We start from the raw sequence: 22373 nt of genomic DNA on the forward strand, positions 1-22373 counted from the left end.
AATTTTTTAACTAGTGATCCCAGTCTCTTTTTTTATCGGCAACTAACTTATTCAAAATCAAGCTTGTAATCCTGAGCTTTAATCATTTTAAGTTTACGTGAGAATAAGTATATCAATCCTACATTTAATGCAATCGGAAGAACAAGAAAGGTACTAAGCATAATAGTTATATTCTTAAGGTTCCAACCGCCTTCAGCTAGGTTAATATAATTTAGTGGGCCTACAAGACCAGATAGGCCAAAGCCTGCACTCATGGGAGTACCCTGTATATTTAAGACACCTGCTAATCCTCCCAATATGGCGGCACTAATAACCATCGGAAAAACAATTTTTGGCTTCATAAAAAAATTACGCATTTGGATTTTAGGGGAACCAAGTACATGTGCTAATGCAGTCCCTAAATTATTAGCTTTGTAGCTTGCAATTGCCAATCCGACCCCGGTTGCCACTATCCCTAAGTTGGCTGCACCTGAGCCGACTCCAGAGAGCATGATCACAGTCGCAACACCGACCGTCGAAATAGGCGACAAAATAATTAGACAGAATGCAACAGCGATTACTGCGCCCATCAATACCGGCTGTAAGGTAGTCAAATAAGCAATTCCTTCTCCTAACAAGCCAGTAGACTTCTTCATGAATGGCAATAAAAGATAACCGACCATTCCTGGTATCATAATAGTAAGTGTTGGTATGAGAAGAATTGCATAGGCTTTTAGTTTATCTCCAATCATTGTCACAAATAATACTGCTAAAGCTGCCGTCACTCCTGTATTAAGAACAACCCCGATCCCATTCAATGCAAAAAGACCGTCAGCAGTTTTCATGACTGCCCCACTACCGACCATTGCTGCTAACCCAACGCTAGCTGTCTGAATAGGAGTTAGTTTAAAAGTAATACCTACCATAATCCCGATTAAAATAGAAAGCATACTCATTAAGTAAACGGTTATATCAAATAATGGCTGTAAAAACGGAAAATGTGGTATTAATAGTTTTAATATCTCTCCAAGTAAAGCATTTGGTATGAGAGCTACAACAATTCCAATACTCATCCCAGTGAGTAATTTACTCATAAATTCTTTCATTTCTCTTTCCTCCATCCTTACAGATTGATGTTAATTATAAAAACTATTCAGAATAGGGTCAATACACTTTATTGCTTTAAAGTGATATATAACAAAAGTATATCATTTTATTATTATTTCTTAATAATAAAATGATATAAAAAAATCCCCTAAACAGAAGTTCAGGAGATTAAGATGTATCCATATAGTTAATATTTATTGATTCACGTAAAACAATTTAAATAGAATTTCTCTTTGGGGAACCTCTAATTCCTCAAACTTTTTCAGAAAGGCTTTTTTATCATATTTTACATGATGGATTAATATAGATGGTTCGTTAGAGGAAACATCTATAATTGCATAAGGAGCTGTAGTATCTTTTGATACCCCCAGAGCACCAGGGTTTAAGAAAATTTGTTTTTCATTTGAAAAAAGATGCTGTGGATGATGGTGACCAAAGCAGATAATATCTGCGGGATAGGTAGAATACATTTTCTCCATATTTTCTAAAGTGCCTTCTAAGATACTATGAAAAGGTTTGTCCTTAATATGAGCAGATCTTTTATCTTCTTCAATATGATAATGGATGCCGAGTATACGAATACCATTTAAATTTTTTTCCAGTACACGTGGGAGGCTTGTAAGTCTTTCAACATTTTTCTGACTTAAATGATTAGCAATCCATAAATGATGTTCGAACGTATGGCTGTAGCTTTCCGGATGACCCTCCCCTTTTTTGAGCGAAAGTATGGCTTCATCATGGTTGCCTGTAATCATTTGGGTATCTGGTCGAGAAAATAATAAATCTAGTACTTCATTCGTATCAGGACCCATGGCAATCATATCACCAAGGCACCAAATCTCATCAATGTCTTGTTTCGTATCGATATCATGTAATACTGCTTTCAATGCAAGCTCATTTCCATGAATGTCTGTAATGATGGCAAGTTTCATAGCTATTATCTCCTATATATCATTAGTTATTTGCTTCTTTTTGATTATACCAAATGGGTGAGAAAGGAAATTTTACATGGATAAAAAATAAATTAAATTGAATCAAAATAGTTAAAGAAAACATGTTAGAATAAGTATATTCCAAAAATTTACTGAATATTTAAGTAATGTAATGTGAAGGAGGTATGGCTCATTGAAATCTAATTTAATCATATTAGGAGTAAATCATGCTTATCAGCTTGTTTCTAGAGAGTGTCAACCTGCCGTTTATCGCGCATTTTTTGATAGAGTAAATCCAGATTTAATAGGGATTCAAAGTACCCCTGAAAAATATGCACGTATGGATTTACAGGAATATACTTACGAGCAAAAAGAAATAATACTACCTTATGCAGTTCAAAAAGGCGTACCTATTTTTCCGTTTGATTGGAATGCATCTTCGAATGATCAACTATTAGCATACGGTATAAATGATAGTGATCAGCCAGCCTTTTTTAGAGGAGAAAACTCCTTCAAAAAATTCGCTTCCTTTTCAAATTTAAAGGAAGATTTCTTTTACTCAGAACGCAAAGAAGTTATAAAACAAAATAATGAATGGATACAAACGAAATCATCAGGGGAAAAAGATTTTGCGAGACGATTATTTCAGTATAGAACATATATGCAGGCGATGAGTATTAAGTCAATTGCTGAGAGTCATCCAGGAAAAACTATATTAATAATAGTTGAGCATAAACACAAGGTAGATATTGAAAGTATATTATCCAATAACTCTTTCATGGAAATTATACAGCCATCTAAATTTGGTTATCCAACTAATGAGGAAATTAGTCAGCACAAAGAAATTAAAGACGCTTACGCCGTATGTTCCTTTAATATACTAGGTTTGCAGGCTAATCATGAAATAGATATGAAGTGGATAGAAGAAAATCTAGATACGTTAAGAGATCATGATTATACAAGTGAAGTAAAGCTGTTAGAAGTTAAGCTAGAGCTTTTAAAGGGAACAATCACTGATACCGAAGCTATTAAAAGATATATTGAGTTAGAGAAGGGGTTAAACTACTACCAACGCTTTACCTATACAGGTGTAAAAGATAAATCTAGGATTGACTCTTATTTCGATCCTTTTGGCAATTTATCGGTAAAAAATAGATTACGAGTTGAACTTGGTAAGAGCTTTTATAATATAAAGCAGCAAGACAAGGTTCAGGTCTTAAAAGAAGAAATACTTAGCATGAGTAGCTTAACCATCTTCCAGGAAAAGCAACTTGAAGCCTATTGGAATATGTATATTTCCACGGTTTAAAAGTTATAAAATGGAGGACAATCTAATGTTCATGTTTAACTCAACTCAGCAAAAAGAGGAATTCAAAGAAAGTTTGCAACAAATTAATATTGTGCTTCGAAAGATTGAAGAATATGTAAGTATAGATATCTTCTCTTTTGATCAATTAAACAAATTCCAGTTGGGCTACAGTGTAGACTCAGAAGGAAACTCTCTTATAACTGATGAAGAAGGATCCTGGAAAAGAAGCTGGGTCGTGATAGCCTTTGATACATCCTGTGGAGACCCTATCATTGTAGATCTAAATGAAGAAGGCTATCCTGTATCAATACTACTTCATGGCTTGGGAAGCTGGGGAGCAGGCAGCTACCTGTCTAACTCAATGAGCTCCTTCACAAATAATCTAAAAGAGGTAACCAATTTATTAGAGAAAAAAGATAAAAAAATAATCGGTAAAAAAGATTTTGAATTTATGTTAAAGAAAATAGTAGTCGATAATAATGGTTATGCAGATTATTATGGGAGTCTTTATTAAATCCATTGTTTGAATTTATTGTGGACTATGAAAGTACTATGAAGGACAAAGTCAGGAACATGAAAAAAGAAGGCGAGAAAATTAGAGAAATCTCCTCTTACTTAGATATTTCCTCTAAAGATGTATATGACTACTTAAAACAGGATTAATGATTAACTTGCTTTACTGCGTGGCATTATCTTTCTATCGGTTGCGATGATATCTCACAGGAGAGCCATTTTTGCTTCGGCTTTGTAATATGGCAGTTTCTATTGCAGCGCAAGGAAAATAAATAAGAGGACGGTCTCAGGAATTAGGACGGACCATCCTCAAGTGATGCATATATATTGGTGCCTAAGTTATTTCACATTTTCAGAATCCGAAATAGGCTTACGTTTATGTTTGATGAGTTTTATAACGTAATAAAGAGCAATAGTCACAAAAATAATGCTTAGAATCAAATATTCATCTAAATCAGAGGATAAGATGCCAGCTGGGATTAATGCAAGGATAAAAAAGTATATGAAGTTACCAATAGTAGTAGCAACTGTAAAAGGCAAAATCCGTATCGTACTAAGTCCACCTAAAATATTTACGAGGCTAGTTGGGACGAAAGGAAAGAGTCTTGCTTGGAATACGTAAGCAAAGCCGTTTGCATCTACTTTTTCGATTATTTTCGCATCAAACTTATGAATAATCATGCTTTGGAATATGTAGCGAACTCCGTAAAAGACGATAATAGAAGCAAAAACACTAGTAAACCAGCTCCATAAAAAACCATTTACAAAACCAAACAATGCAATATTTATAGTAATTACTAAAATTAGCGGAAAAACAGTAAAAGAGTTTTGTATCACCATGACCAATGCCATAAAAAACAATGCATAAGCAATATTTTTATCAAGAAATGCTTTGGCTTTATCTACATCTCCATCTAAAAGGATACTAATTAGGTCTTGGTTTATTAAGAAAAAAAATATAAGGAACAGAAATCCACCGATTAAGATCCATTGCTTTTGGGAAAGAGTAGTTTTCTTTTTTTTCATAACTCACCTGTTCTTTCTAACTCGAAGTGCTGATATTTTATTCTTTCATGGTATCATTCTTTGCCTATTCTCAACACTTTGATGCATCGTTATATTACTAAAACTATAACTAAATGGAGGTTATTTAATGTCGCATAAAGGATTTAACGCCTACAACCAAGAGCAATTTTTCACGAATTACTTTAAGAGGAGAGAACGTTCGGACAGCCCGAATAATGCAATTGAAGGACCGATGATTTTTGAAATGCTAGGAGATATTAATGGTAAATCAATACTAGATCTAGGTTGTGGTGATGGCTCATTTGGTAAGGATTTGGTACAGAATGGAGCTACTAAATATATAGGGGTGGAAGGCTCCGAAAAAATGGTGGAAGCAGCCAAAGCAAATTTAAAGACGTTAAATGGCGAGGTGATTAAGGATACAATGGAGTCATATCCTTACCCAGCCAAAGCGTACGACATAGTGACTTCTAGGTTTGCTATACATTATGTGTCAGATATAAATCAGCTATTCGGCTCTATACATAAAAGTTTAAAAGATAATGGAAAATTCATATTTAGTGTCCAGCATCCTCTCACGACTTCTTCCTTTTTAAGCAAGCAATCTGGAGAGAAACGTGAGAATTGGATAGTGGACAATTATTTTCTAGATGGAGAAAGAGAAGAACCTTGGATCGATCACATAGTTATAAAATTTCACCGTACAATTGAGCAATACTTTACAGCATTACGAGACAATGGCTTTACAATCTTAGAATTGCGTGAAGGGAATCCTAAGCGTCAACATTTTTCAAGTGAAGAAGAATTTAAACGAAGACAAAGAATTCCTGTTGTATTAGCCTTTGCCTGTGAAAAAAGTAAATAGTCAAAGGGTTTCAAAACCTCTTGTTTTAGATATTCTCCATGTAATAAGGATTAAATAGCATGAACCAAGTAGCATGAGAATGGAGCCTCCTATGACCACTACTTTGATGGATACCCAGCTAGCAACTAGTCCGAATAGAAGGACTGCTACTATTTGAACAAAACTAGAAATCATCTCATATAAACTAGTGATGCGTCCCATCATATTAGAATGAATTCGTGATTGAATATATGTCATAAATCCAGTATTGGCTATAGAAAGACTGAATGATAATGCGAAAAACCCAATACTTGCTGCAAAATAGGAAGTTGAGAGACTATAAATAAAATATCCACTTGCTACAAAAAATGTCCCTAGACCCATCATTGCTTTAGCCGATAGAAACCTTACCAACAAATTTGTACATATTGCACCTAGTAAAAATCCCAGTCCAGCTATACTAACAAGGGATCCATAGGCAGCATCTGTCAATAAGAGCACCTCCTTTGCAAAAGCAACTTCTGTGGAATCTAATGCTGCAGTTACTAGCATCGTCCCTTGGAAGGTCATATAAATGAAGAAAAAGGACAAGTATTTTTTGCTAAAGTTCCAAACGGCATACCAATCTTCTCGCACCTCCTTTACGTGGAGGTGTTTTTTCACTTCAGGGATAGTATTGAGTATATTAGGCAGGAATATAGTCCATATACCGCAGCAAATAAAGATTAATACATTTATTATTAATGAAAATTCAAGTGGTGCAAGCATAAATAATATACCTGCTAGAAAAGGTCCGGTAACAAACGCACCCGAATGAACAAAGGTTAACACAGCATTAAACTTGTTTCGATCCTCTTCTGGTAACAATAAAGTCATATAAGTAAATGAGCTTGTTTCAAATATAGCACCAGCCATTTGTATAAATAAAACTAGCAAATAGATAATCCATAAGGAATCTACAAAAAGCAGAGAGCCTACGAGAATAGCCCGGATAATATCTAAAAATATCATCAAATGCTTAGTAGAAACACGGTCAATCATACTTCCAGCCCAAGGTCCAATTAACATACTAGCGAAGGGTTTAATTATATATAATCCAGTTACGGCTAATACAGACCCTGTTTTGTCCAAAATAATTAGATTAAGGGCAAGTAAATAAATCCATCCTCCAATGTTTGCAAGTCCAACAACACCTAAATAAAGAGCTCTAACTTTCCGCTTATTCATTTATATTCCTCCCGACATGTTTATTACTACAAATAAAAAAATCCCACCCCCAAGACGATTGTCTTGGGGACGAGATTAACATGTCGTGGTGCCACCCCAGTTTGCCCCATTGTCACCAAAGGAGCCTTTTCAAGTACGGCATATAATATGCTTATACTTTAGCTCTATAACAGGAGCACCCGTCACATCATACCCCGTTTTATACGAGTCCTATGTGAAGCTCAGAGGCTTGTTTCAGTAATTCCTTCTTCATCCCTTTTCAGCTGCCAGGACTCTCTTTTGGAAGACTATAAATTACTTACTCTTCTCTTCATCGCATTTAATTTACAATATCATACCATATATTTGGTTAATTTCTAGCTCGGCATATAAAATAGAATAAAAATAATTTAGATTACTCAAACTTCACATGAGAGGAGTGCAATTATTGAAGAAATTAAAGGAGTCTATTCAGCAATTTGCGTTGCCTATATCCACGGATGAAGATTTAAATCCTTTATTAGAAGCAATTGGGGGAGCTAACATTGTTTTACTTGGCGAGGCGAGTCATGGTACCTCAGAGTTTTACAAGGTAAGAGCTGAAATTTCTAAACGATTAATAAATGAAAAGGGTTTTACTTTGATAGCGGTGGAGGGAGATTGGCCATCCACTCAGCACATTAATCGATTCATAAAGGGCTATAGTAAGTACTCGGATGCTAAAGAAATGCTTATGGCTGCATTTGAGCGTTGGCCAACTTGGATGTGGGCTAACGAAGAAATTGCTGAATTTTCTACATGGTTAAAGGCTTATAATAGTAATAAAGAAGATAAAATTGGCTTTTATGGAATCGATGTATATAGCCTATGGGAATCGTTGGATGAGGTCATTCGATATTTAAAGGAAACTGATCCAAACGGAACGGAATTACAATTTGCACAAAGAGCTATTTCTTGCTTTGAACCATTTAATCGACATCCGGAAACATACGCACTTTCCACTTTAGACATTTCAGAGGCTTGTATAGAAGAGGTATCAAAGCTTATCAAGTCCATCAGAGAACACGAAGATAACTTTAAAGACGAAGAAGAAAATGACTTAAATTTGAAGATAAACGCTTTAGTTGCTGGGAATGCAGAGGAATATTACCGAGCAATGGTTCGAAGTGATGATCTGTCATGGAATGTCCGAGATGAGCATATGGTAGAGGCCATTAATGAAATAATGGATTACCATGGAAAAGATGCAAAAATCATTATTTGGGAGCATAATACGCATATTGGTGATGCGTCAGCTACAGATATGAAGGATGCAGGGATGTTGAATGTTGGACAAATCCTTCGTCTTCAAAATAGAAGAGACAATGTATTTGCGTTAGGCTTTGGTACTCATTCAGGAACAGTCATAGCTGCAGATGAATGGGACACCCCCTACAAAAAAGAAAAAGTTCCTCCAGCGAGGAAGGATTCCTGGGAGGATGTGCTCCACGATGCTGGGGGTGGAGACAAGCTATTGCTCTTTAATAAAGATAATCGTACTCTGTTCAACGAGTGGATAGGTCATCGAGCCATAGGAGTCGTTTATAATCCCGCTTTTGAGGCCTATGGTAATTACGTTCCTTCTAAAATAAGTGAAAGATACGATGCTTTTATTTACTTAGAGCAAACAAATGCTTTAAGACCTTTAAAGTAGAAAGTAAGGAGAGGTGATAAGGTCAGTGACTTTACACCTCGTTTTATTTTGCAGTAGGAAAAAAGACAGGTTTTTAGAAATATATACAATTTGAACTTATTATTTTACTATTTCATGTTAAACTAACAAAAAATAGATAATTTGGAGGTAGAGAATTGAAGGCTTGCAGAAAAGTACTTATTACATTAGTAGCAATCATCTTAATAGGAAGCGCTATATTTGTACCTACTCCGTCCATTTCTTCGGTTGAGGCTGCTTCAACCTATACTAGTTTAACGAATAAATTAAATACAATAATGGCAGACAATCGAATGAAAAACGCAACTTCCAGTATTACAGTTCGCAAGGCTTCTACGGGGGAAATCATCTATGAACGTAATGGAAATAAAGGGATTACTCCTGCATCGTCCTTAAAGCTGTTGACTGGAGCTACAGCGCTAGAAACATTGGGAGAGGATTTTCGGTTTTCTACTGCTGTATTAACGAATGGAAAGATAAGTAAAGGTACCTTGAATGGTAATCTCTATCTTAAAGGGCAAGGAGATCCGACTTTATTAAAAAGCCACTTTGACAATTTTGCTGCGGGTTTATCCAAACAAGGCATTAAGCAAATTTCAGGTAATCTAGTTGGAGATGATACTTGGTATGACAGCGTAGGGCTATCATCTGGAATACTAGAGGAGGACGTGCCCTATTATTATGCTGCTCCTATTTCCGCATTAACCTTATCGCCCAATGGAGATTTTGATGCTGGATCTGTCATTGTGGAGGCTAAGCCAACAAGTAATGGAAAAGCGGCTAGGGTAACGCTATCCCCGAATACTAATGTATTGAAGGTTGTTAATAAATCTAAGACGGTTCCAAAAGGAAGTAAAAGTACTCTTAAAATTACGCGTGAGGTTGGGACAAACAAAGTAATTGTCACGGGAAACTCTCCTATTGGAAGTTCTGGATCCAAGGAATGGATTGCCGTTACAGATCCAACGATGTATGCACTTGATATTTTCAAGCGCTCCTTAGCAGAAAGAGGGATTACCCTTGGGAAGTCTAGCAAATTAGTAAAGGGAAAGACTCCTGCTAACGCTAATACACTCCTTTCTAGAAAATCACAGCCTTTAAAAGATTTAATCGTTCCATTCATGAAGCTGAGCAACAATGTACATGCTGAGATTTTAGCTAAGGAAATGGGGAAAAAGGCATATGGGGAAGGAAGTTGGGATGCAGGACTCCAGGTAATGCGGGATTATGCATTCTCTGTTGGGATAGATACTTCTCAATGGAAGTTCGAGGACGCTTCTGGTCTATCCTATTCCAACAAAATTACATCGAGAGAGCTTTCTCATTTATTGTATGTGATTAGAAAAGAACCATGGTATAACACCTATTATAAGAGTCTTCCTATCGCTGGATCGAAGGACCGCTACGTTGGTGGCACACTGCGCCACAGACTAGGAACAGCACCAGCTGCTGGAAACGTAATGGCGAAAACAGGGAGTCTTAAAAACATTAAAGCACTTGCAGGCTATGCGAAAACAAAGGACGGAGAGCTACTCATATTCACAGTCCTTACAGAAGACAATAAAGCGAGCACCGTACCTTCTATTGACCAAATAGCAACTGCCATAACAAACCACAAATAAAACAATTACAGCAATGTTGCAGGTGCCTGGCACCCGTAACGTTGCTGTAATTTTGTGTAGGATGGTTTTTGTAATATAATGAGTGGGATAGTGAGGTGTTGGATATGGCTCGTGAAAGAAAATTTACTGATGAGCATTTGTTTAAGGAAACGAAGGAATTAATTATTCAAGATGGCTACGAGGCTTTTACGTTTAGTAAGCTGGCTTCACGTTTGGGTGTTTCAAGAGGAAGTCTCTATAAATATTATGAAAACAAGGATGAGTTAATTTCTGAGTTTCTGATGTATGAGATGGCTAGGTTTTTATCGGATTTTGATAAGTTGAATAAAAGTGCTGATTTCCAAACTCAGTTTAATGAGCTGATTGATTTTATTTTTGCGCATAATAATATTTACGAGATACTGGACATCATTGGTCAAATTCCTGCACCGACGACAAAACGAGCATTGAATAATAAATCTCGAATTAGCGAATACTATATTAGTATGTACCAGCAATTTGAAGGGTTTATTGAGCTAGGGAGAAGAGAAGGTCTTATTAAGGAGCATTTGCCTACAGCAGTTTTACTGGGGATGATCTTTCAAATTATTGCGATTCCCAACCACTTTCATATTCCTGAAGGCGAATGGGTGGCTTCTATTAAGGAAATCTTAAGTAGTGGTATGTTCAAGGTCGATTCATTGACAGGAAAATGATAGAAAAGGATAATGAAAAAGTAATATGTTTTTTTATCCAAAGTGACACTAGTGTCACTTAACAAACCAAGTAGGGAGTGGAATTGTTGAAAAAGTTATTAGGAAGTGTTACTGATTTTGTAGCCACTAAAAAGGGTATGTGGATTACAATCGGTGCATGGATAGCGATTACGGTCTTACTATCAATATTTGCACCTGGAGCGGGAGACCATAAAGTATCAAGCGTCACGTCTCTTCCTGAGGATGTTCAATCCGTAGTGGCTCAAAAGCATATTGACGAGCACTTTAAGGATGCAGAAAGTCTTCCGGCTATTTTAGTATTAAAATCCAAGGATTCAGAAATTGATGTAACTGCCCTTGGAGAAGCATTAGATAAAGTAAGTGCAGCAAATATTAATGGGGTAAAGGAAGTTGTTCCTTTTAGCAGCCTGCCACCTCAGGCTCTAGCTGGTTTCTTCTCAGAGGACCAAAAGACGGCAGTTGTTCCGTTAAATTTTATAACCTCTTTAGAAACTGCTGAATTAGAAAAATCATTAGAAGAAATAAGAGATATAGTTTTGGAAGATACGGGGGCAGATGTTTACATTACTGGCCCAGCTGGTATTGCAGTAGACACGACTAATTTGTTTGAAAGAGCAGATTTAGTATTGATTTTAGCTACTGTTGGTATCATTTTAATTTTATTGATTGTAATTTATCGATCTCCTTTATTAGCAATTATTCCATTATTGGCTGCAGGGATTGTATATCAGGTAGTTAATCAATTGTTAGGTATTCTCGGAGCAGGAGGTCTAGATTTAGCTGCTCAGTCATTATCTATTATGTCTATTCTATTGTTTGCAGCTACCATTGATTATTCTTTATTTGTTTTCTCTCGTTATCGTGAGGAACTGAAGAATTATGAGAGTAAGTTCGATTCGATGAAGTGGGCAATGAGAGAAACAGGAATACCAGTATTCTTTGCAGGTGGTACTGTTCTTGCAGCAATGCTAGTATTGTTCTTTGCGAGCTTCGGAGATTATAGAAACTTCGCTCCGATCTTTGGTACTACGATGTTTGTTATTATGTTTGCTTCTGTAACATTAATACCTGCATTGTTCACATTATTTGGTCGCAAGTCGTTCTGGCCACGCATTCCTAAGTATGGTGAAGGGGAAGAGAAGGTCAGTAAACTATGGAGCAAAATTGGTTCATTCGTTGTAGGGAAACCAATTGTAGCGGCTCTAATTATACTTGTTATTTTAGTGGGATCTGCTTTGAATATGTTTAACCTAAAGTATGAGTTCGATACGATGAAGTCCTTCCCAGAGGATATGCCATCACGTATGGGCTATGAGATTATAGAGGAAGAGTTTGCGAAAGGTGATTTAGCACCAACAACTGTTCTTTTTGAATCAGAGGAAGAAGTAACGGAGGAAGTTCAAGCAAGTATTTTGGAGCAGCTTCAAAACCAAGAACTTGTAAACTCTGTACGTCCTACTGGTGTATCAGAGGATGGGTTAGCGGTGCAATACCAATTAACCTTTAAGGACAGTCCATATTCTACTGAATCAATGGATGCTCTCGAGAAAATGATAGAAGAGAAAGAGGATATCATTTCTGCATCGGATGCTGACGGCGACCTATACTTTGCAGGTGAGACGGCTGCTCAAGTGGATGATCGAGCAGTTAATGATCGTGATTTAATCATTATCGTTGTATTAGAAACGATTTTGATCTTCATTCTATTAATCGTGTTGACAAAGTCTATTAAAATGCCTATTTACATGATGGGAACCATTCTATTGTCATTCTTAGCTGCATTAGGCTTAGGAATGTTCTTATCTAATTTATTCTTTGATATTGATACCATCAGTAATCGAGTTCCATTGTATTCCTTTGTGTTCCTCGTTGCGCTTGGGATAGATTATAATATCATTTTAATATCTCGTTTTATGGAGGAACGTCAAAAGCATTCAGTGAAGGATGCTGTTCAAATTGCAGTTTCTCATACAGGAGGAGTAATTTCCTCTGCCGGGATTCTATTGGCAGCTACATTTGCTGTCTTAATGACTCAGCCAATTCAATTATTGTTCGTATTCGGCTTCATTGTTGCGGTAGGTATTATTCTCGATACCTTCTTAATTCGAGGTATTTTATTACCAGCTTTAATCGTCTTGTTTGAAAAGGATAAAAAAGAATAAGTAGAAATAATGAAAGCTTGAACCGTTAGGGATTCTAATGGTTCAAGCTTTTTACATGGATTAAGGAGTAAAAAATTCATCTTTACTCATACTAAAGACACTTATGGATGTAGTGACATTGTGTGTATTTCAATCAGCTCTGAGACAGTTACAAACCGATATCCCTGCCTCTGAAGCTCGGGGAGTATTTCTTCCAGTGCTTTAATAGTTTGAGAACGGTCCCCTCCAGAATCGTGGAATAAAACAATGTTGCCTGGCTTCACACCTGATAATACCTTTTTAACAATTTTCTTTGTACCTGGTCTTTTCCAATCCTCTGTATCCTGATGCCAAGACCACATAATTACTTTATAACCTTCATCAATCGCAGTGTTAATAATTTTGTCATTATACTGGCCACCTACTGGCCGATAAAAAATGGGATAGGTTCCTGTTATTTTATGAATTATATCATTTGTCTTTTCTAATTCTTCCTTTAGCTTAGCTGGGGAAATGGTTAGTGGATGTGTATACGTATGGTTAGCGATCTCATGTTCATCTGTCCCCATTCTAGAAACAACCTCTGGATACTTCTCTGCTCTTTCTCCAATCACAAAAAAAGTTGCTTTTGCATCATATTTTTTTAATAAATCTAAAACCTGCGGTGTATATGTAGGATGGGGACCATCATCAAATGTAAGGGCGATAACCTTCTCATCTGTTTTTATCTCCCACATAACATATCCCTTCTCTTCGTAATAAGGTCGCCCCTTATCCATGGCGAAGGTAGTATAACCAATGCCAAAAAGCACAAGGAATACTACTCCAATTTTAATGAAAAGTGACTTCATTGCTTTATATTCCTCCTTGTAGCATATTTGGCGGAAGTATTATTTAAGTTATTGTTGCCCTAGCAAATAAGAATATACCAGCCAGAGAGCTCCCATTAAATGCAAGACGACTACAGGTACTATAATTGCAGAATGATTACAGGTGCCAGGCACCTGTAATCATTCTGCAATCTAAAAAATGCTTGGGAACTAGATTGGACTAGTCACCAAGCATTTCTATTTAGAATATTTTTTTCTGGTCTCTATCTTCTATAAGTAGCTCTACCGATTCCCTAAATCTTAAGGAGTGAATATTTTCCCTTTCTCTAAGGAAACGAAGAGCATCACTTACACCTGGATCATCACAAATGTCGATTAGCCATTGATAGGTGGCACGAGCTTTTTCTTCGGCGGCAATATCCTCATATAAATCTGCAATTGGATCACCCTTAGATTGAATGTATGCAGCGGTAAAAGGAACGCCACCAGCATTTTCATAGAATAAAGAGTGTCCATGATTAACAAAATGAGGACCAAGGCCTGCTTTTTCTAATTGCTCAGGAGTTGCATCCTTAGTTAATTTATAAATCATGGTAGCAAGCATTTCTAGGTGAGAAAACTCTTCTGTTGAAATGTCGGTAAGAATTCCAATTACTTTATCAGGAACCGTGTATCGCTGGTTCATATAGCGCAAAGCAGCTGCGAGCTCTCCATCGGCTCCACCGTATTGTTCCATAAGATATCTAGCAAGCATTGGGTTGCATGTCGTAACTTCTACAGGATAAAGCAGCTTTTTCTCATAAACCCACATTAGTTTTCTCCTTTCAAATTTGCCATGGCCATGGTGTAGAGTTCCAACGCCAGCCAACCTCTAATGCTTGCTTGGAGGGAGTAGTCATTAATGAAAGCGGACCATACTGAGCTTCATATTTCTTCCGCACAGCAGCAGCATTTTTTATAGCCATACGCCATTGCTCCAAAGCATCTAAATCATCTGGATGTGTATCGGTGTAGAGAGTCAGCTCTACGACAACAAAATCCATTTGTTGAACTTGTTTTAATAGATTCCATTGGTGATCGCTTGATGTCATGATATTCCCTCCTCCCTATAAAACCCATCAACAAACTGAGGCCATAAAGAGCCTTGCATTAATGCTTCTGCTGGTGTATTTTGCGGTAATCCTGGTTGTTGAAAATTAGTAAATAGCTGTGGAGGAAGTACAAACTTTCTAACTAAAATAGGGGGGCAAGGATCCCGCGGAGAAACGTATGGCTTATAACTACCCCGAAACTGCCAATTTTCCATCTTTAATCACTCCTTCAAACCAACCTATGTAAAAAAAAATGAAATAAGACTAGATGGACAACCCAAAAAACAATTTTTAATAACTACTGTAGCGTCTCGGCGGGCAAGGATATATGTATTTGTTACAGGTGCCTGGCACCTGTAACATTCTCTACTCTTTGGATACTTCACAAAAAAAGACCACCTAGGAAGGTAGTCAGTAAACGCACTTTAGAGCTATAGAAATTAAATTCCGAGAAAAAACAAAACGAATGGAATGGTAAGGATACTGAGAATAGTAGTTATAAAGGTTATAAAGGATACTAAATCTGGTTCAGTTCCAAACTGTAAAGAAAGCATTGTTGTGTTTGCAGCTGTTGGCATAGCAGCTTGAATGATAAAGACCGTTTTAAGTAAGTCATTTACCGGCAGAAAAAACATAATGGCTGCTGCCAGTAGAGGTGAAACAAACATTCGAATAACCGTTGCAGTCGTAACAAATCGATATGCAACCTTTTTCCTTGAGATCACTGCCAATTGCATACCGAGGACAAGCATGACGGTCGGTATAGAAGCATCTGCAGCTAGTCCCACTCCTTCCATTACTGATTGAGGAACAGTCACATTTAGCACTTGAAGGAGAACTCCCAGTAAGGATGCATAAACAAGAGGCATTCTTAAAACCTTATGTACAGCTTGCTGCCAGGTATTTTTTTCCTCTCCACCTAAAGAGGCAAAAAAGATTCCAATGGTGTTCATGATCAAACCGTGGAAAACCATTATCACAACAGCATAATCAAATCCAACAGCTCCCAAAGCAAAGAGAACAACTGGTGCACCATAGTTCCCGCTATTAGGAAAAACACTCCCTAAAATTAGTGCTGCTAACTGAGGGCGGGTCGTCTGCATAAAAAGGGAAGAAAGCCATACGACTCCCAATAAGCAAAAGGTCAAAAGAAGACATGCCCCCAAAATATATACATAATCAATAGACAACTCATGTGTATAAAACGTACGAAATGCTAAGAAAGGAGACATAAGATAAAGCGCAGCAGATGAAATAGATTTAATATCAAACCCTATCAATCTCTGTCCTATAAAACCAATAAAAAAGATAATAAAAACCGGCAAAATAATCAGCAATAAATCCATCCAAACCCACCCCTTAACCATATCTTCAAATATTACAGGTGCCAGGCACTTGTAACAAAAATAAAAACAAAACAAACCCAACCCCAAAACTAGTCCGGTATCCGTAATATATATATAACTATATCATTTGTGGAATCTTTTTTCTGAAATAGTTTTAAGGGTATGTTAAAATTATATCGTATTATACGATATAAAAAACGGGGGGGATAAAAAATGAGTATACAATCAAATCAACTAAATCAGTATTGGACTGACATTTATTTTTATTTACATTATCCACATGTGGATAAAATTACTCATCAAGCAGTACGAATACTTCAACTTCTGGATAAACATTCGGATGCTGGAATTAATGAGGTAGCAAAGGTTTTGCAGATTTCACATAATACTGCGTCAGAACATATTAAAAGACTAATTGAGAAAAATTATATAATTAAAGAGAAAAGTGGAGAGGACCAGAGAAGAGTTATACTTCGCTTAACGGAAGTAGGGGCAGATGTTTTATATCGAAACACAAGTTTGGATGATCAAAAGTTATCGAAGATTATGAATCAACTCTCGCAGGAAGAAAAAATAATAATTGAAAAAGCATTTCAAACCTTAAGTGAGGTAGCTAAAAAATGTACATTTTAATGAAGGTTATTATATCCGCTATTATCATAGCTATGGTAACGGAGATTTCAAGGAGATTTCCCACCTATGGAGGTATTATTGCAGCATTGCCTTTAGTGAGCTTACTAAGTATTGTTTGGCTGTATGTTCAAGGAGAGCAATCCTCTACGCTTAGCAAGTTCGCTTTAGGAGTGCTATGGGGATTCCCAGCAACCGCTGTAATGCTACTGATCGTATATCTGGCATTACAAAATTCTTTGCATCTTTTTGTTTCCCTCTTGTTAGGGATTGCTGGATGGTTATTCTTCTTATACATACAAGAAACCGTGGTAACTTATATTAAGCACATCGTCTAATGAGGGGCTGGTGTTGTTGCTACAGCACAGGTGGCAAACGAGGAAGCGCTTGTTTTAAATAAACTAAAAGAAATTGCAAAAGAATTGTAGACGAAAACACATTTGAATCGCATGACATTTTTTATAGTCATTTTGACAATTATAGTTGTCAAAATGACTATAATTGTATATATTGGAAAAGAGGAGGCGGGTAATGGTGAAAAGTCGTTTAAAGGAGTTAAGAGCAAGAGATGGACTCAATCAGACAGAACTAGCCAAGTTAGCTAAAATTTCTAGGCAAACTATTAGCTTAATAGAACGAGAAGAATATATGCCTTCAATATTAATAGCGGTTCGTATAGCTAGAATTTTTAATGAGCCTGTAGAAAATGTCTTTTTAATAGGGGAGGAAGAATAATGAAAAAGGTGTTCACAACAATTGTTAGTTTACTGCTTGGAGGGGTAGCTGGTTTTACGATTACTTTTGCTATCATGATGGGTAAAGATGAGGTTCGAGAAGCATGGGACCATCCTGTAAATCTGATTTTATATATTGTTTTGGCTACGATCCTAACTCTTTTAGTAATCGGTCTTGTGTTTATAGGGAAGATAAAAACAGTGAATTCCCAAACATTTGAAGGGGAACAAGAGGATTTAATGGAAGAGTACAAATACAAAAAGGTCGCTGATTTGGGCATAGCTGCTAATATTTCTCAAGTCTTGTCTATATTAGCGGTTGCAGTTTCTATTCTAATGACAAACAATACAATTTTACAAATTGGTTTTATATTTTTGTTCTTAGCTAGCTGGATAACCCCAATGTTTAGTGCAAATTTTATAAAGACAAGTTATCCAGAAAGAAACCTTCCGAGCATCCATTCAAAGGATTATGAGCAACGGCTGATGGACTCTATGGATGATGGGGAGAAGTACGTGACTTTACAAGGACTTTATAAATCGCATCAATTATTCAACCTGTTTATGCTCACTGGTATTATTTTAGCTGTTGCATTTTCTTACTTTAGCGAGCAATCTCAAATTTTTTCTATAGCAGTAATGTGCTTAGTCTTACTGGTAGTGAATACAAGCTATTTAGTAGTTGTACGCAATAAATAAGGGGGATTTTAAAAATGACTACGGGACAATTGCTTTTATGGATAATAGGTTTATCTATACTTTTATACTTTATTATCAAGTGGGGAGTAAAAAATGGGATTAATGAGTCTATGTTAGTCTCAGAGGAAGCTAGAAGGAAATATCGACAGGAGCAAGAAGACAAGGTGCAAAGGTCCATAGACGATTTAAAGAACTAAGATTTCGTATTTCGGTAAGCCACCACTACAGAAATCCAATCAGCTATGATGGCTTATCTGTTATACTTGCTCGCTGTTTGTTTATTAAAATAAAAACTGATACCTGTCTCTAAAATAAGACAAGTATCAGCAACTTAGTTATCCTGCATGGGACCATGTAGTAGGGGTTCCTGCTTTTGGGCAGTTTGGAAAAGTGGAGCCAGCCTCCAGAAAAGCTTCATCTCCATCTTCATCCACATAGCGACCAGATGTAAATACTTCCTGCCCTGAGCTATGGGTATGACTTTCAGAGCGTTTCCAATAAGTAACTACTTCTGTGTCGGGGCAAGAAGGGAATTTCGAACCCTTTTCTAAGGTTCTAGTTGTACCAGACTCACACGTATAATTACCGGTTTCTTCTACGACATCATCTGTTGTATATTCATAAACTTTACTCATCATACATTCCTCCTATATAGAACTGATATCTTATTTAAATAGATACCCTAACAGGCAAATGTAAAAACATTTCTACTAACGTTATCCACATGTGGGTAAGTCAGTTCCAAACATCCTTTGCTATTTGGACTACATGGCGAATTTTTGCCCATTGTTCCTCTTCAGTTAATATGTTTCCTTCCTCTGTAGAAGAAAATCCACATTGAGGACTCAAGCAAAGCTGTTCTTTTGGTACATATTTAGTAGCTTCTTCGATGCGAGCTTTAACTAATTCTTCTTCCTCTAGGTCCCCATGCTTAGAGGTGATCAGCCCTAGTACAATATTTAAATCCTTTCTATTAACATGTCGTAAAGGCTCAAAACCACCAGAGCGCTCATCGTCAAATTCTAAAAATAAACCATCCACATTTAATCCACCGAATATAGTTTCTGAAACTAACTCATAGCTTCCGCTTGTGATATAAGTGGATCGGAAATTTCCCCGACAAATATGCATGGTCACTAGCATATCAGCTGGTCTTTTAGAAATAGACTCATTAATAGCCCTTGCAGAAAGGGATAAGGCTTGCTCAAGCGATAACCCCCTGTCCTTTAAGGAAACGAGGCCTTCCTCGGAAAAGGAGGTAGCCCATGAAGTATCATCAATTTGAAGATAACGACAGCCCTCATCGTAAATTGCTTGAATAAAGCCTTGATAAGCTGTGATTAAGTCAGAAAATAATTCCTCATCATTGTTGTAAACCCCTTCCTCAAAGGCTGCTCGATAATAAAGCATGTTCGGACTAGGGATAGTAAATTTTACAACAGCATCCCCAGCTGCTTCTTTTAAAAACTTGAAATGCTCAATCATGTAGTGGGTACTAAAGCCAATTTTTCCTGTCACCTTAATACCATGAGCTTTTGTTTGCACCCCTTTAAAGGAGAGTCCTTGATCGGTTTCATAAAATTCCACGCCATCAAGTCCGCTTAAAAAATCGAAATGCCACCATTTTCGACGAAACTCTCCGTCTGTAACTGAAAGTAGTCCAGCTTCCTTCTGTTTTTCTACGAGTTTAATAATTTCTTCATTTTCAATTTGAGTGAGTTGTTCTAAGGATATCTCTTTTTGTTCAAATTGAGCCCTTGCTTGCTTTAAACGTTCCGGTCTCAGGAAGCTTCCCACATGATCTGCTTTGAAAGGTGCTTTTACAAGTAATTGATTTGTCATATTAAATTCCTACCTTCTATTTATATTATGTTGCTAGTAATCCTGACTATAAAATCAAATAAAAAGAGGGCTCGCTTCATAAGAAGAGAGCCCTCAATATATATTGAAGTCATTCTTCTTATCTTCAAGACTTAATGTCTATTGGATTTAGCACCACACCTAAAAGGCTGGTTGCTGAGACATCATAGGGCCAATCCCTCCGTCTCTCTTGATAAGAAATAAAATATTAAATTGTCTAAATATAATAAAAATAAGTTTAACATGGGTTTTAAACTATTTCAAGGGTTACCTTACTTAGGGATAGCTACCCAGTGACCGTTAGAAACCTCTACAAGCTCAGAATTCTTTAATTGATACTTGTCAGTAACATTAGACTCTTCCAGGAGCACACGCTTTTTCTTGGCCTCTACTTTTGGGTCAGGGATTGGGATGGCTGCTAAGAGAGACTTAGTGTACGGGTGCTGTGGATTAGTATAAAGCTCCTCACTTTCTGCTAGCTCTACAATTTTTCCAGAATACATGACAGCAACACGATCACTTATATGTTTTACCATGGACAGGTCATGTGCGATAAATAAGTATGTCAGGCCTAGTCTGTGCTGTAAATCCTCCAGGAGCTCTACAATCTGTGCTTGTATAGAAACATCTAAAGCCGATAGAGGTTCGTCACAGACGATAAAATCTGGCTCAACCGCAAGTGCACGAGCGATACCTATACGTTGTCGCTGTCCTCCAGAAAACTCATGTGGATAACGTAATGCATGCGAGGGGTCTAAGCCTACCAATACTAGTAATTCCTCTACTCGTTTCTTTCTTTCCTCTGCATTTTTGCTTAGACGATGAATATCTAACGCCTGCCCAATAATGTCTAGTACCTTTAATCGAGGATTTAAGGAAGAATAAGGGTCCTGGAAGATGATCTGCATATGCCGACGCATCGTTTTGAGCTCATTTTTACTTAAACGATTAATGGCCATCCCTTGATATAGCACATCTCCATCTGTAGGCTCGTGTAATCGAAGAATCGCTCGACCGGTAGTAGATTTACCTGAGCCCGATTCTCCTACAAGACCAAGAGTTTCTCCGGGCTTTATAAAGAAGCTAATATCGTCGACCGCTTTTAAGACATTCCCGCGACTTACTTGAAAATGCTGTTTTAAAGATTTAACTTCTAGCAGCGGCTTTCCATTTTCTAATCCAATAGAACGAAGAGGAGGTTTCTTCGGCTTTTTCTTCTCGTCTAAACGAGGCAAGGCATTTAATAGTTTTTTCGTATAGTCATGCCTTGGGTTAGCAAAAATTTCTTCAGTAGTTCCTGTTTCAACGATTTCTCCATTTTTCATCACTGCTACCCGGTCACACATTCCAGCGACAACTCCAAGGTCATGAGTGATTAAAATAATAGAGGTCCCAAAGCGCTTCTGCATATCCTTCATTAAATTTAATATTTGAGCTTGAATGGTCACGTCTAACGCAGTAGTTGGCTCATCTGCTATAAGTAGCGTGGGCTTACACGCTAAAGCAATGGCAATCATAACTCTTTGACGCATACCGCCAGAAAACTCATGCGGATATTGGTTATAACGTTCTTCACTATTTTTAATTCCTACAAGCTTGAGTAGCTCAATTGCTTGTGCCTTTCCCTCTTTTTTCGAGAGCTTTTGGTGCTTAATAAGGCTTTCTGCTATTTGAACGCCGATACGAATGGTTGGATTTAAAGAGGTCATCGGATCCTGAAAAATCATACTGATATCTTTTCCTCTAATACCTTCCATTTCCTTCTCTGTTTTTGTGTGAAGTTGTTCCCCTAAAAACTCAATGGAACCATTTTTCATGAAAGAAGGGGGAGAAGGTAAAAGGCGCATAATGGAACGGGCCGTGACGCTTTTTCCACTTCCAGATTCTCCGACTATGCCCAATGTTTCTCCTTTTTTGACTTCAAAACTAACCCCTCGAACAGCCTCAAATTCATTATCATTTGTTAAAAAGGAAATTTGTAAATCCTCTACTTTTAAAATAGTTTCCATGAAAACCACCTATCTGAATGAAATCTTCGTATTGTTTATAATTCATGCTCTGTTGTTAGAGAGCGTAT

24 protein-coding genes, 1 riboswitch and 1 other annotated feature are annotated in these 22373 nt (G+C 37.0%); of the genes, 12 read left to right on the plus strand and 12 right to left on the minus strand.

Annotation, left to right across the window (positions count from 1 at the left end):
* Positions 1-47: 47 nt before the first annotated feature.
* Positions 48-1085 carry a PTS sugar transporter subunit IIC gene (locus NSQ95_RS02325; RefSeq protein WP_340885795.1) on the minus strand — a complete coding sequence of 346 codons (1038 nt, stop codon included), beginning with the start codon at positions 1083-1085 and terminating at the stop codon, positions 48-50.
* A 195-nt stretch (positions 1086-1280) separates the two neighbouring features.
* Positions 1281-2018 (minus strand): metallophosphoesterase family protein, encoded by a 738-nt coding sequence (locus NSQ95_RS02330; protein WP_340885793.1) that lies wholly within the window; start codon positions 2016-2018, stop codon positions 1281-1283.
* Positions 2019-2211: 193 nt separating this feature from the next.
* On the opposite strand from NSQ95_RS02330, the gene NSQ95_RS02335 reads away from it, so the two are divergent.
* Both NSQ95_RS02335 and NSQ95_RS02340 read left to right on the plus strand, forming a co-directional pair.
* Positions 2212-3327, plus strand: coding sequence for a hypothetical protein (locus tag NSQ95_RS02335; RefSeq protein ID WP_340885791.1), 1116 nt, complete (start codon positions 2212-2214; stop codon positions 3325-3327).
* A gap of 25 nt (positions 3328-3352) precedes the next feature.
* Positions 3353-3841 (plus strand): SMI1/KNR4 family protein, encoded by a 489-nt coding sequence (locus NSQ95_RS02340; RefSeq protein ID WP_340885788.1) that lies wholly within the window; start codon positions 3353-3355, stop codon positions 3839-3841.
* A gap of 338 nt (positions 3842-4179) precedes the next feature.
* On the opposite strand, the gene NSQ95_RS02345 is transcribed toward NSQ95_RS02340, so the two are convergent.
* Positions 4180-4866, minus strand: coding sequence for a VTT domain-containing protein (locus NSQ95_RS02345; protein WP_340885785.1), 687 nt, complete (start codon positions 4864-4866; stop codon positions 4180-4182).
* Positions 4867-4993: 127 nt separating this feature from the next.
* Between NSQ95_RS02345 and NSQ95_RS02350 the strand changes: the two genes are divergently transcribed.
* Positions 4994-5731, plus strand: coding sequence for a class I SAM-dependent methyltransferase (locus tag NSQ95_RS02350; protein WP_340885783.1), 738 nt, complete (start codon positions 4994-4996; stop codon positions 5729-5731).
* On the opposite strand, the gene NSQ95_RS02355 is transcribed toward NSQ95_RS02350, so the two are convergent.
* The gene (locus tag NSQ95_RS02355; RefSeq protein ID WP_340885780.1) at positions 5732-6937 is read right to left on the minus strand and encodes an MFS transporter; all 1206 of its coding nucleotides are present in this window, start codon (positions 6935-6937) and stop codon (positions 5732-5734) included.
* A gap of 62 nt (positions 6938-6999) precedes the next feature.
* Positions 7000-7260: a binding site (T-box leader), on the minus strand.
* Between the two features lie 104 nt (positions 7261-7364).
* On the opposite strand from NSQ95_RS02355, the gene NSQ95_RS02360 reads away from it, so the two are divergent.
* The 4 genes from NSQ95_RS02360 (at position 7365) to NSQ95_RS02375 (ending at position 13127) form a co-directional block, all read left to right on the plus strand.
* On the plus strand, positions 7365-8609 hold the full coding sequence (locus tag NSQ95_RS02360; RefSeq protein WP_340885778.1) for an erythromycin esterase family protein: 1245 nt from the start codon (positions 7365-7367) through the stop codon (positions 8607-8609).
* 155 nt (positions 8610-8764) lie between these two features.
* Positions 8765-10249, plus strand: coding sequence for a D-alanyl-D-alanine carboxypeptidase/D-alanyl-D-alanine-endopeptidase (gene dacB / locus NSQ95_RS02365; RefSeq protein ID WP_340885776.1), 1485 nt, complete (start codon positions 8765-8767; stop codon positions 10247-10249).
* A 104-nt stretch (positions 10250-10353) separates the two neighbouring features.
* Complete coding sequence (locus NSQ95_RS02370) at positions 10354-10944, plus strand: TetR/AcrR family transcriptional regulator (protein WP_342560172.1); 591 nt, start codon at positions 10354-10356, stop codon at positions 10942-10944.
* An 86-nt stretch (positions 10945-11030) separates the two neighbouring features.
* Positions 11031-13127, plus strand: coding sequence for an MMPL family transporter (locus NSQ95_RS02375; RefSeq protein ID WP_342560173.1), 2097 nt, complete (start codon positions 11031-11033; stop codon positions 13125-13127).
* A gap of 101 nt (positions 13128-13228) precedes the next feature.
* Here NSQ95_RS02375 and NSQ95_RS02380 read toward each other — a convergent pair whose 3' ends face one another.
* The 5 genes from NSQ95_RS02380 to NSQ95_RS02400 all read right to left on the minus strand — a co-directional run bounded on the left by NSQ95_RS02380 (position 13229) and on the right by NSQ95_RS02400 (position 16373).
* Positions 13229-13957, minus strand: a complete 729-nt coding sequence (locus NSQ95_RS02380; protein WP_342560174.1) for a polysaccharide deacetylase family protein — start codon at positions 13955-13957, stop codon at positions 13229-13231.
* Between the two features lie 220 nt (positions 13958-14177).
* Positions 14178-14747, minus strand: a complete 570-nt coding sequence (locus NSQ95_RS02385) for a manganese catalase family protein (protein ID WP_340885766.1) — start codon at positions 14745-14747, stop codon at positions 14178-14180.
* 13 nt (positions 14748-14760) lie between these two features.
* A complete protein-coding gene (locus tag NSQ95_RS02390) occupies positions 14761-15027 on the minus strand; it encodes a spore coat protein CotJB (RefSeq protein ID WP_342560175.1) in 267 nt (88 codons plus the stop codon).
* Entirely contained in the window at positions 15024-15242 is a 219-nt protein-coding gene (locus tag NSQ95_RS02395) for a hypothetical protein (RefSeq protein ID WP_342560176.1), read from the minus strand. Before NSQ95_RS02395 ends, NSQ95_RS02390 begins: the two co-directional genes overlap by 4 nt.
* 225 nt (positions 15243-15467) lie before the next feature.
* Entirely contained in the window at positions 15468-16373 is a 906-nt protein-coding gene (locus NSQ95_RS02400; RefSeq protein WP_342560177.1) for an AEC family transporter, read from the minus strand.
* Positions 16374-16586: 213 nt separating this feature from the next.
* Here NSQ95_RS02400 and NSQ95_RS02405 point away from each other — a divergent pair, with 213 nt between their 5' ends.
* The 5 genes from NSQ95_RS02405 to NSQ95_RS02425 all read left to right on the plus strand — a co-directional run bounded on the left by NSQ95_RS02405 (position 16587) and on the right by NSQ95_RS02425 (position 18633).
* Complete coding sequence (locus NSQ95_RS02405) at positions 16587-17006, plus strand: MarR family winged helix-turn-helix transcriptional regulator (RefSeq protein WP_340885758.1); 420 nt, start codon at positions 16587-16589, stop codon at positions 17004-17006.
* A complete protein-coding gene (locus NSQ95_RS02410) occupies positions 16994-17341 on the plus strand; it encodes a DUF3147 family protein (protein ID WP_342560178.1) in 348 nt (115 codons plus the stop codon). The genes NSQ95_RS02405 and NSQ95_RS02410 overlap by 13 nt, the downstream gene beginning before the upstream one ends.
* 196 nt (positions 17342-17537) lie before the next feature.
* On the plus strand, positions 17538-17738 hold the full coding sequence (locus tag NSQ95_RS02415) for a helix-turn-helix transcriptional regulator (RefSeq protein ID WP_298466930.1): 201 nt from the start codon (positions 17538-17540) through the stop codon (positions 17736-17738).
* On the plus strand, positions 17738-18436 hold the full coding sequence (locus NSQ95_RS02420; RefSeq protein WP_342560179.1) for a DUF3169 family protein: 699 nt from the start codon (positions 17738-17740) through the stop codon (positions 18434-18436). The genes NSQ95_RS02415 and NSQ95_RS02420 overlap by 1 nt, the downstream gene beginning before the upstream one ends.
* A gap of 14 nt (positions 18437-18450) precedes the next feature.
* A complete protein-coding gene (locus NSQ95_RS02425; RefSeq protein ID WP_251553534.1) occupies positions 18451-18633 on the plus strand; it encodes a DUF6019 family protein in 183 nt (60 codons plus the stop codon).
* 138 nt (positions 18634-18771) lie between these two features.
* Here NSQ95_RS02425 and NSQ95_RS02430 read toward each other — a convergent pair whose 3' ends face one another.
* The 3 genes from NSQ95_RS02430 to NSQ95_RS02440 all read right to left on the minus strand — a co-directional run bounded on the left by NSQ95_RS02430 (position 18772) and on the right by NSQ95_RS02440 (position 22305).
* Positions 18772-19071: a hypothetical protein gene (locus tag NSQ95_RS02430; RefSeq protein WP_340885752.1), complete on the minus strand. Its 300-nt coding sequence runs from the start codon at positions 19069-19071 to the stop codon at positions 18772-18774.
* Between the two features lie 100 nt (positions 19072-19171).
* Positions 19172-20278, minus strand: coding sequence for a 5-methyltetrahydropteroyltriglutamate--homocysteine S-methyltransferase (locus NSQ95_RS02435; protein ID WP_342560180.1), 1107 nt, complete (start codon positions 20276-20278; stop codon positions 19172-19174).
* A 115-nt stretch (positions 20279-20393) separates the two neighbouring features.
* Positions 20394-20496: riboswitch (SAM riboswitch) on the minus strand.
* Positions 20497-20568: 72 nt separating this feature from the next.
* Positions 20569-22305: an ABC transporter ATP-binding protein gene (locus tag NSQ95_RS02440; protein WP_342560181.1), complete on the minus strand. Its 1737-nt coding sequence runs from the start codon at positions 22303-22305 to the stop codon at positions 20569-20571.
* Positions 22306-22373: the final 68 nt, after the last annotated feature.

The organism is Psychrobacillus sp. FSL W7-1457, assembly GCF_038593405.1.
Lineage (GTDB): Bacteria > Bacillota > Bacilli > Bacillales_A > Planococcaceae > Psychrobacillus.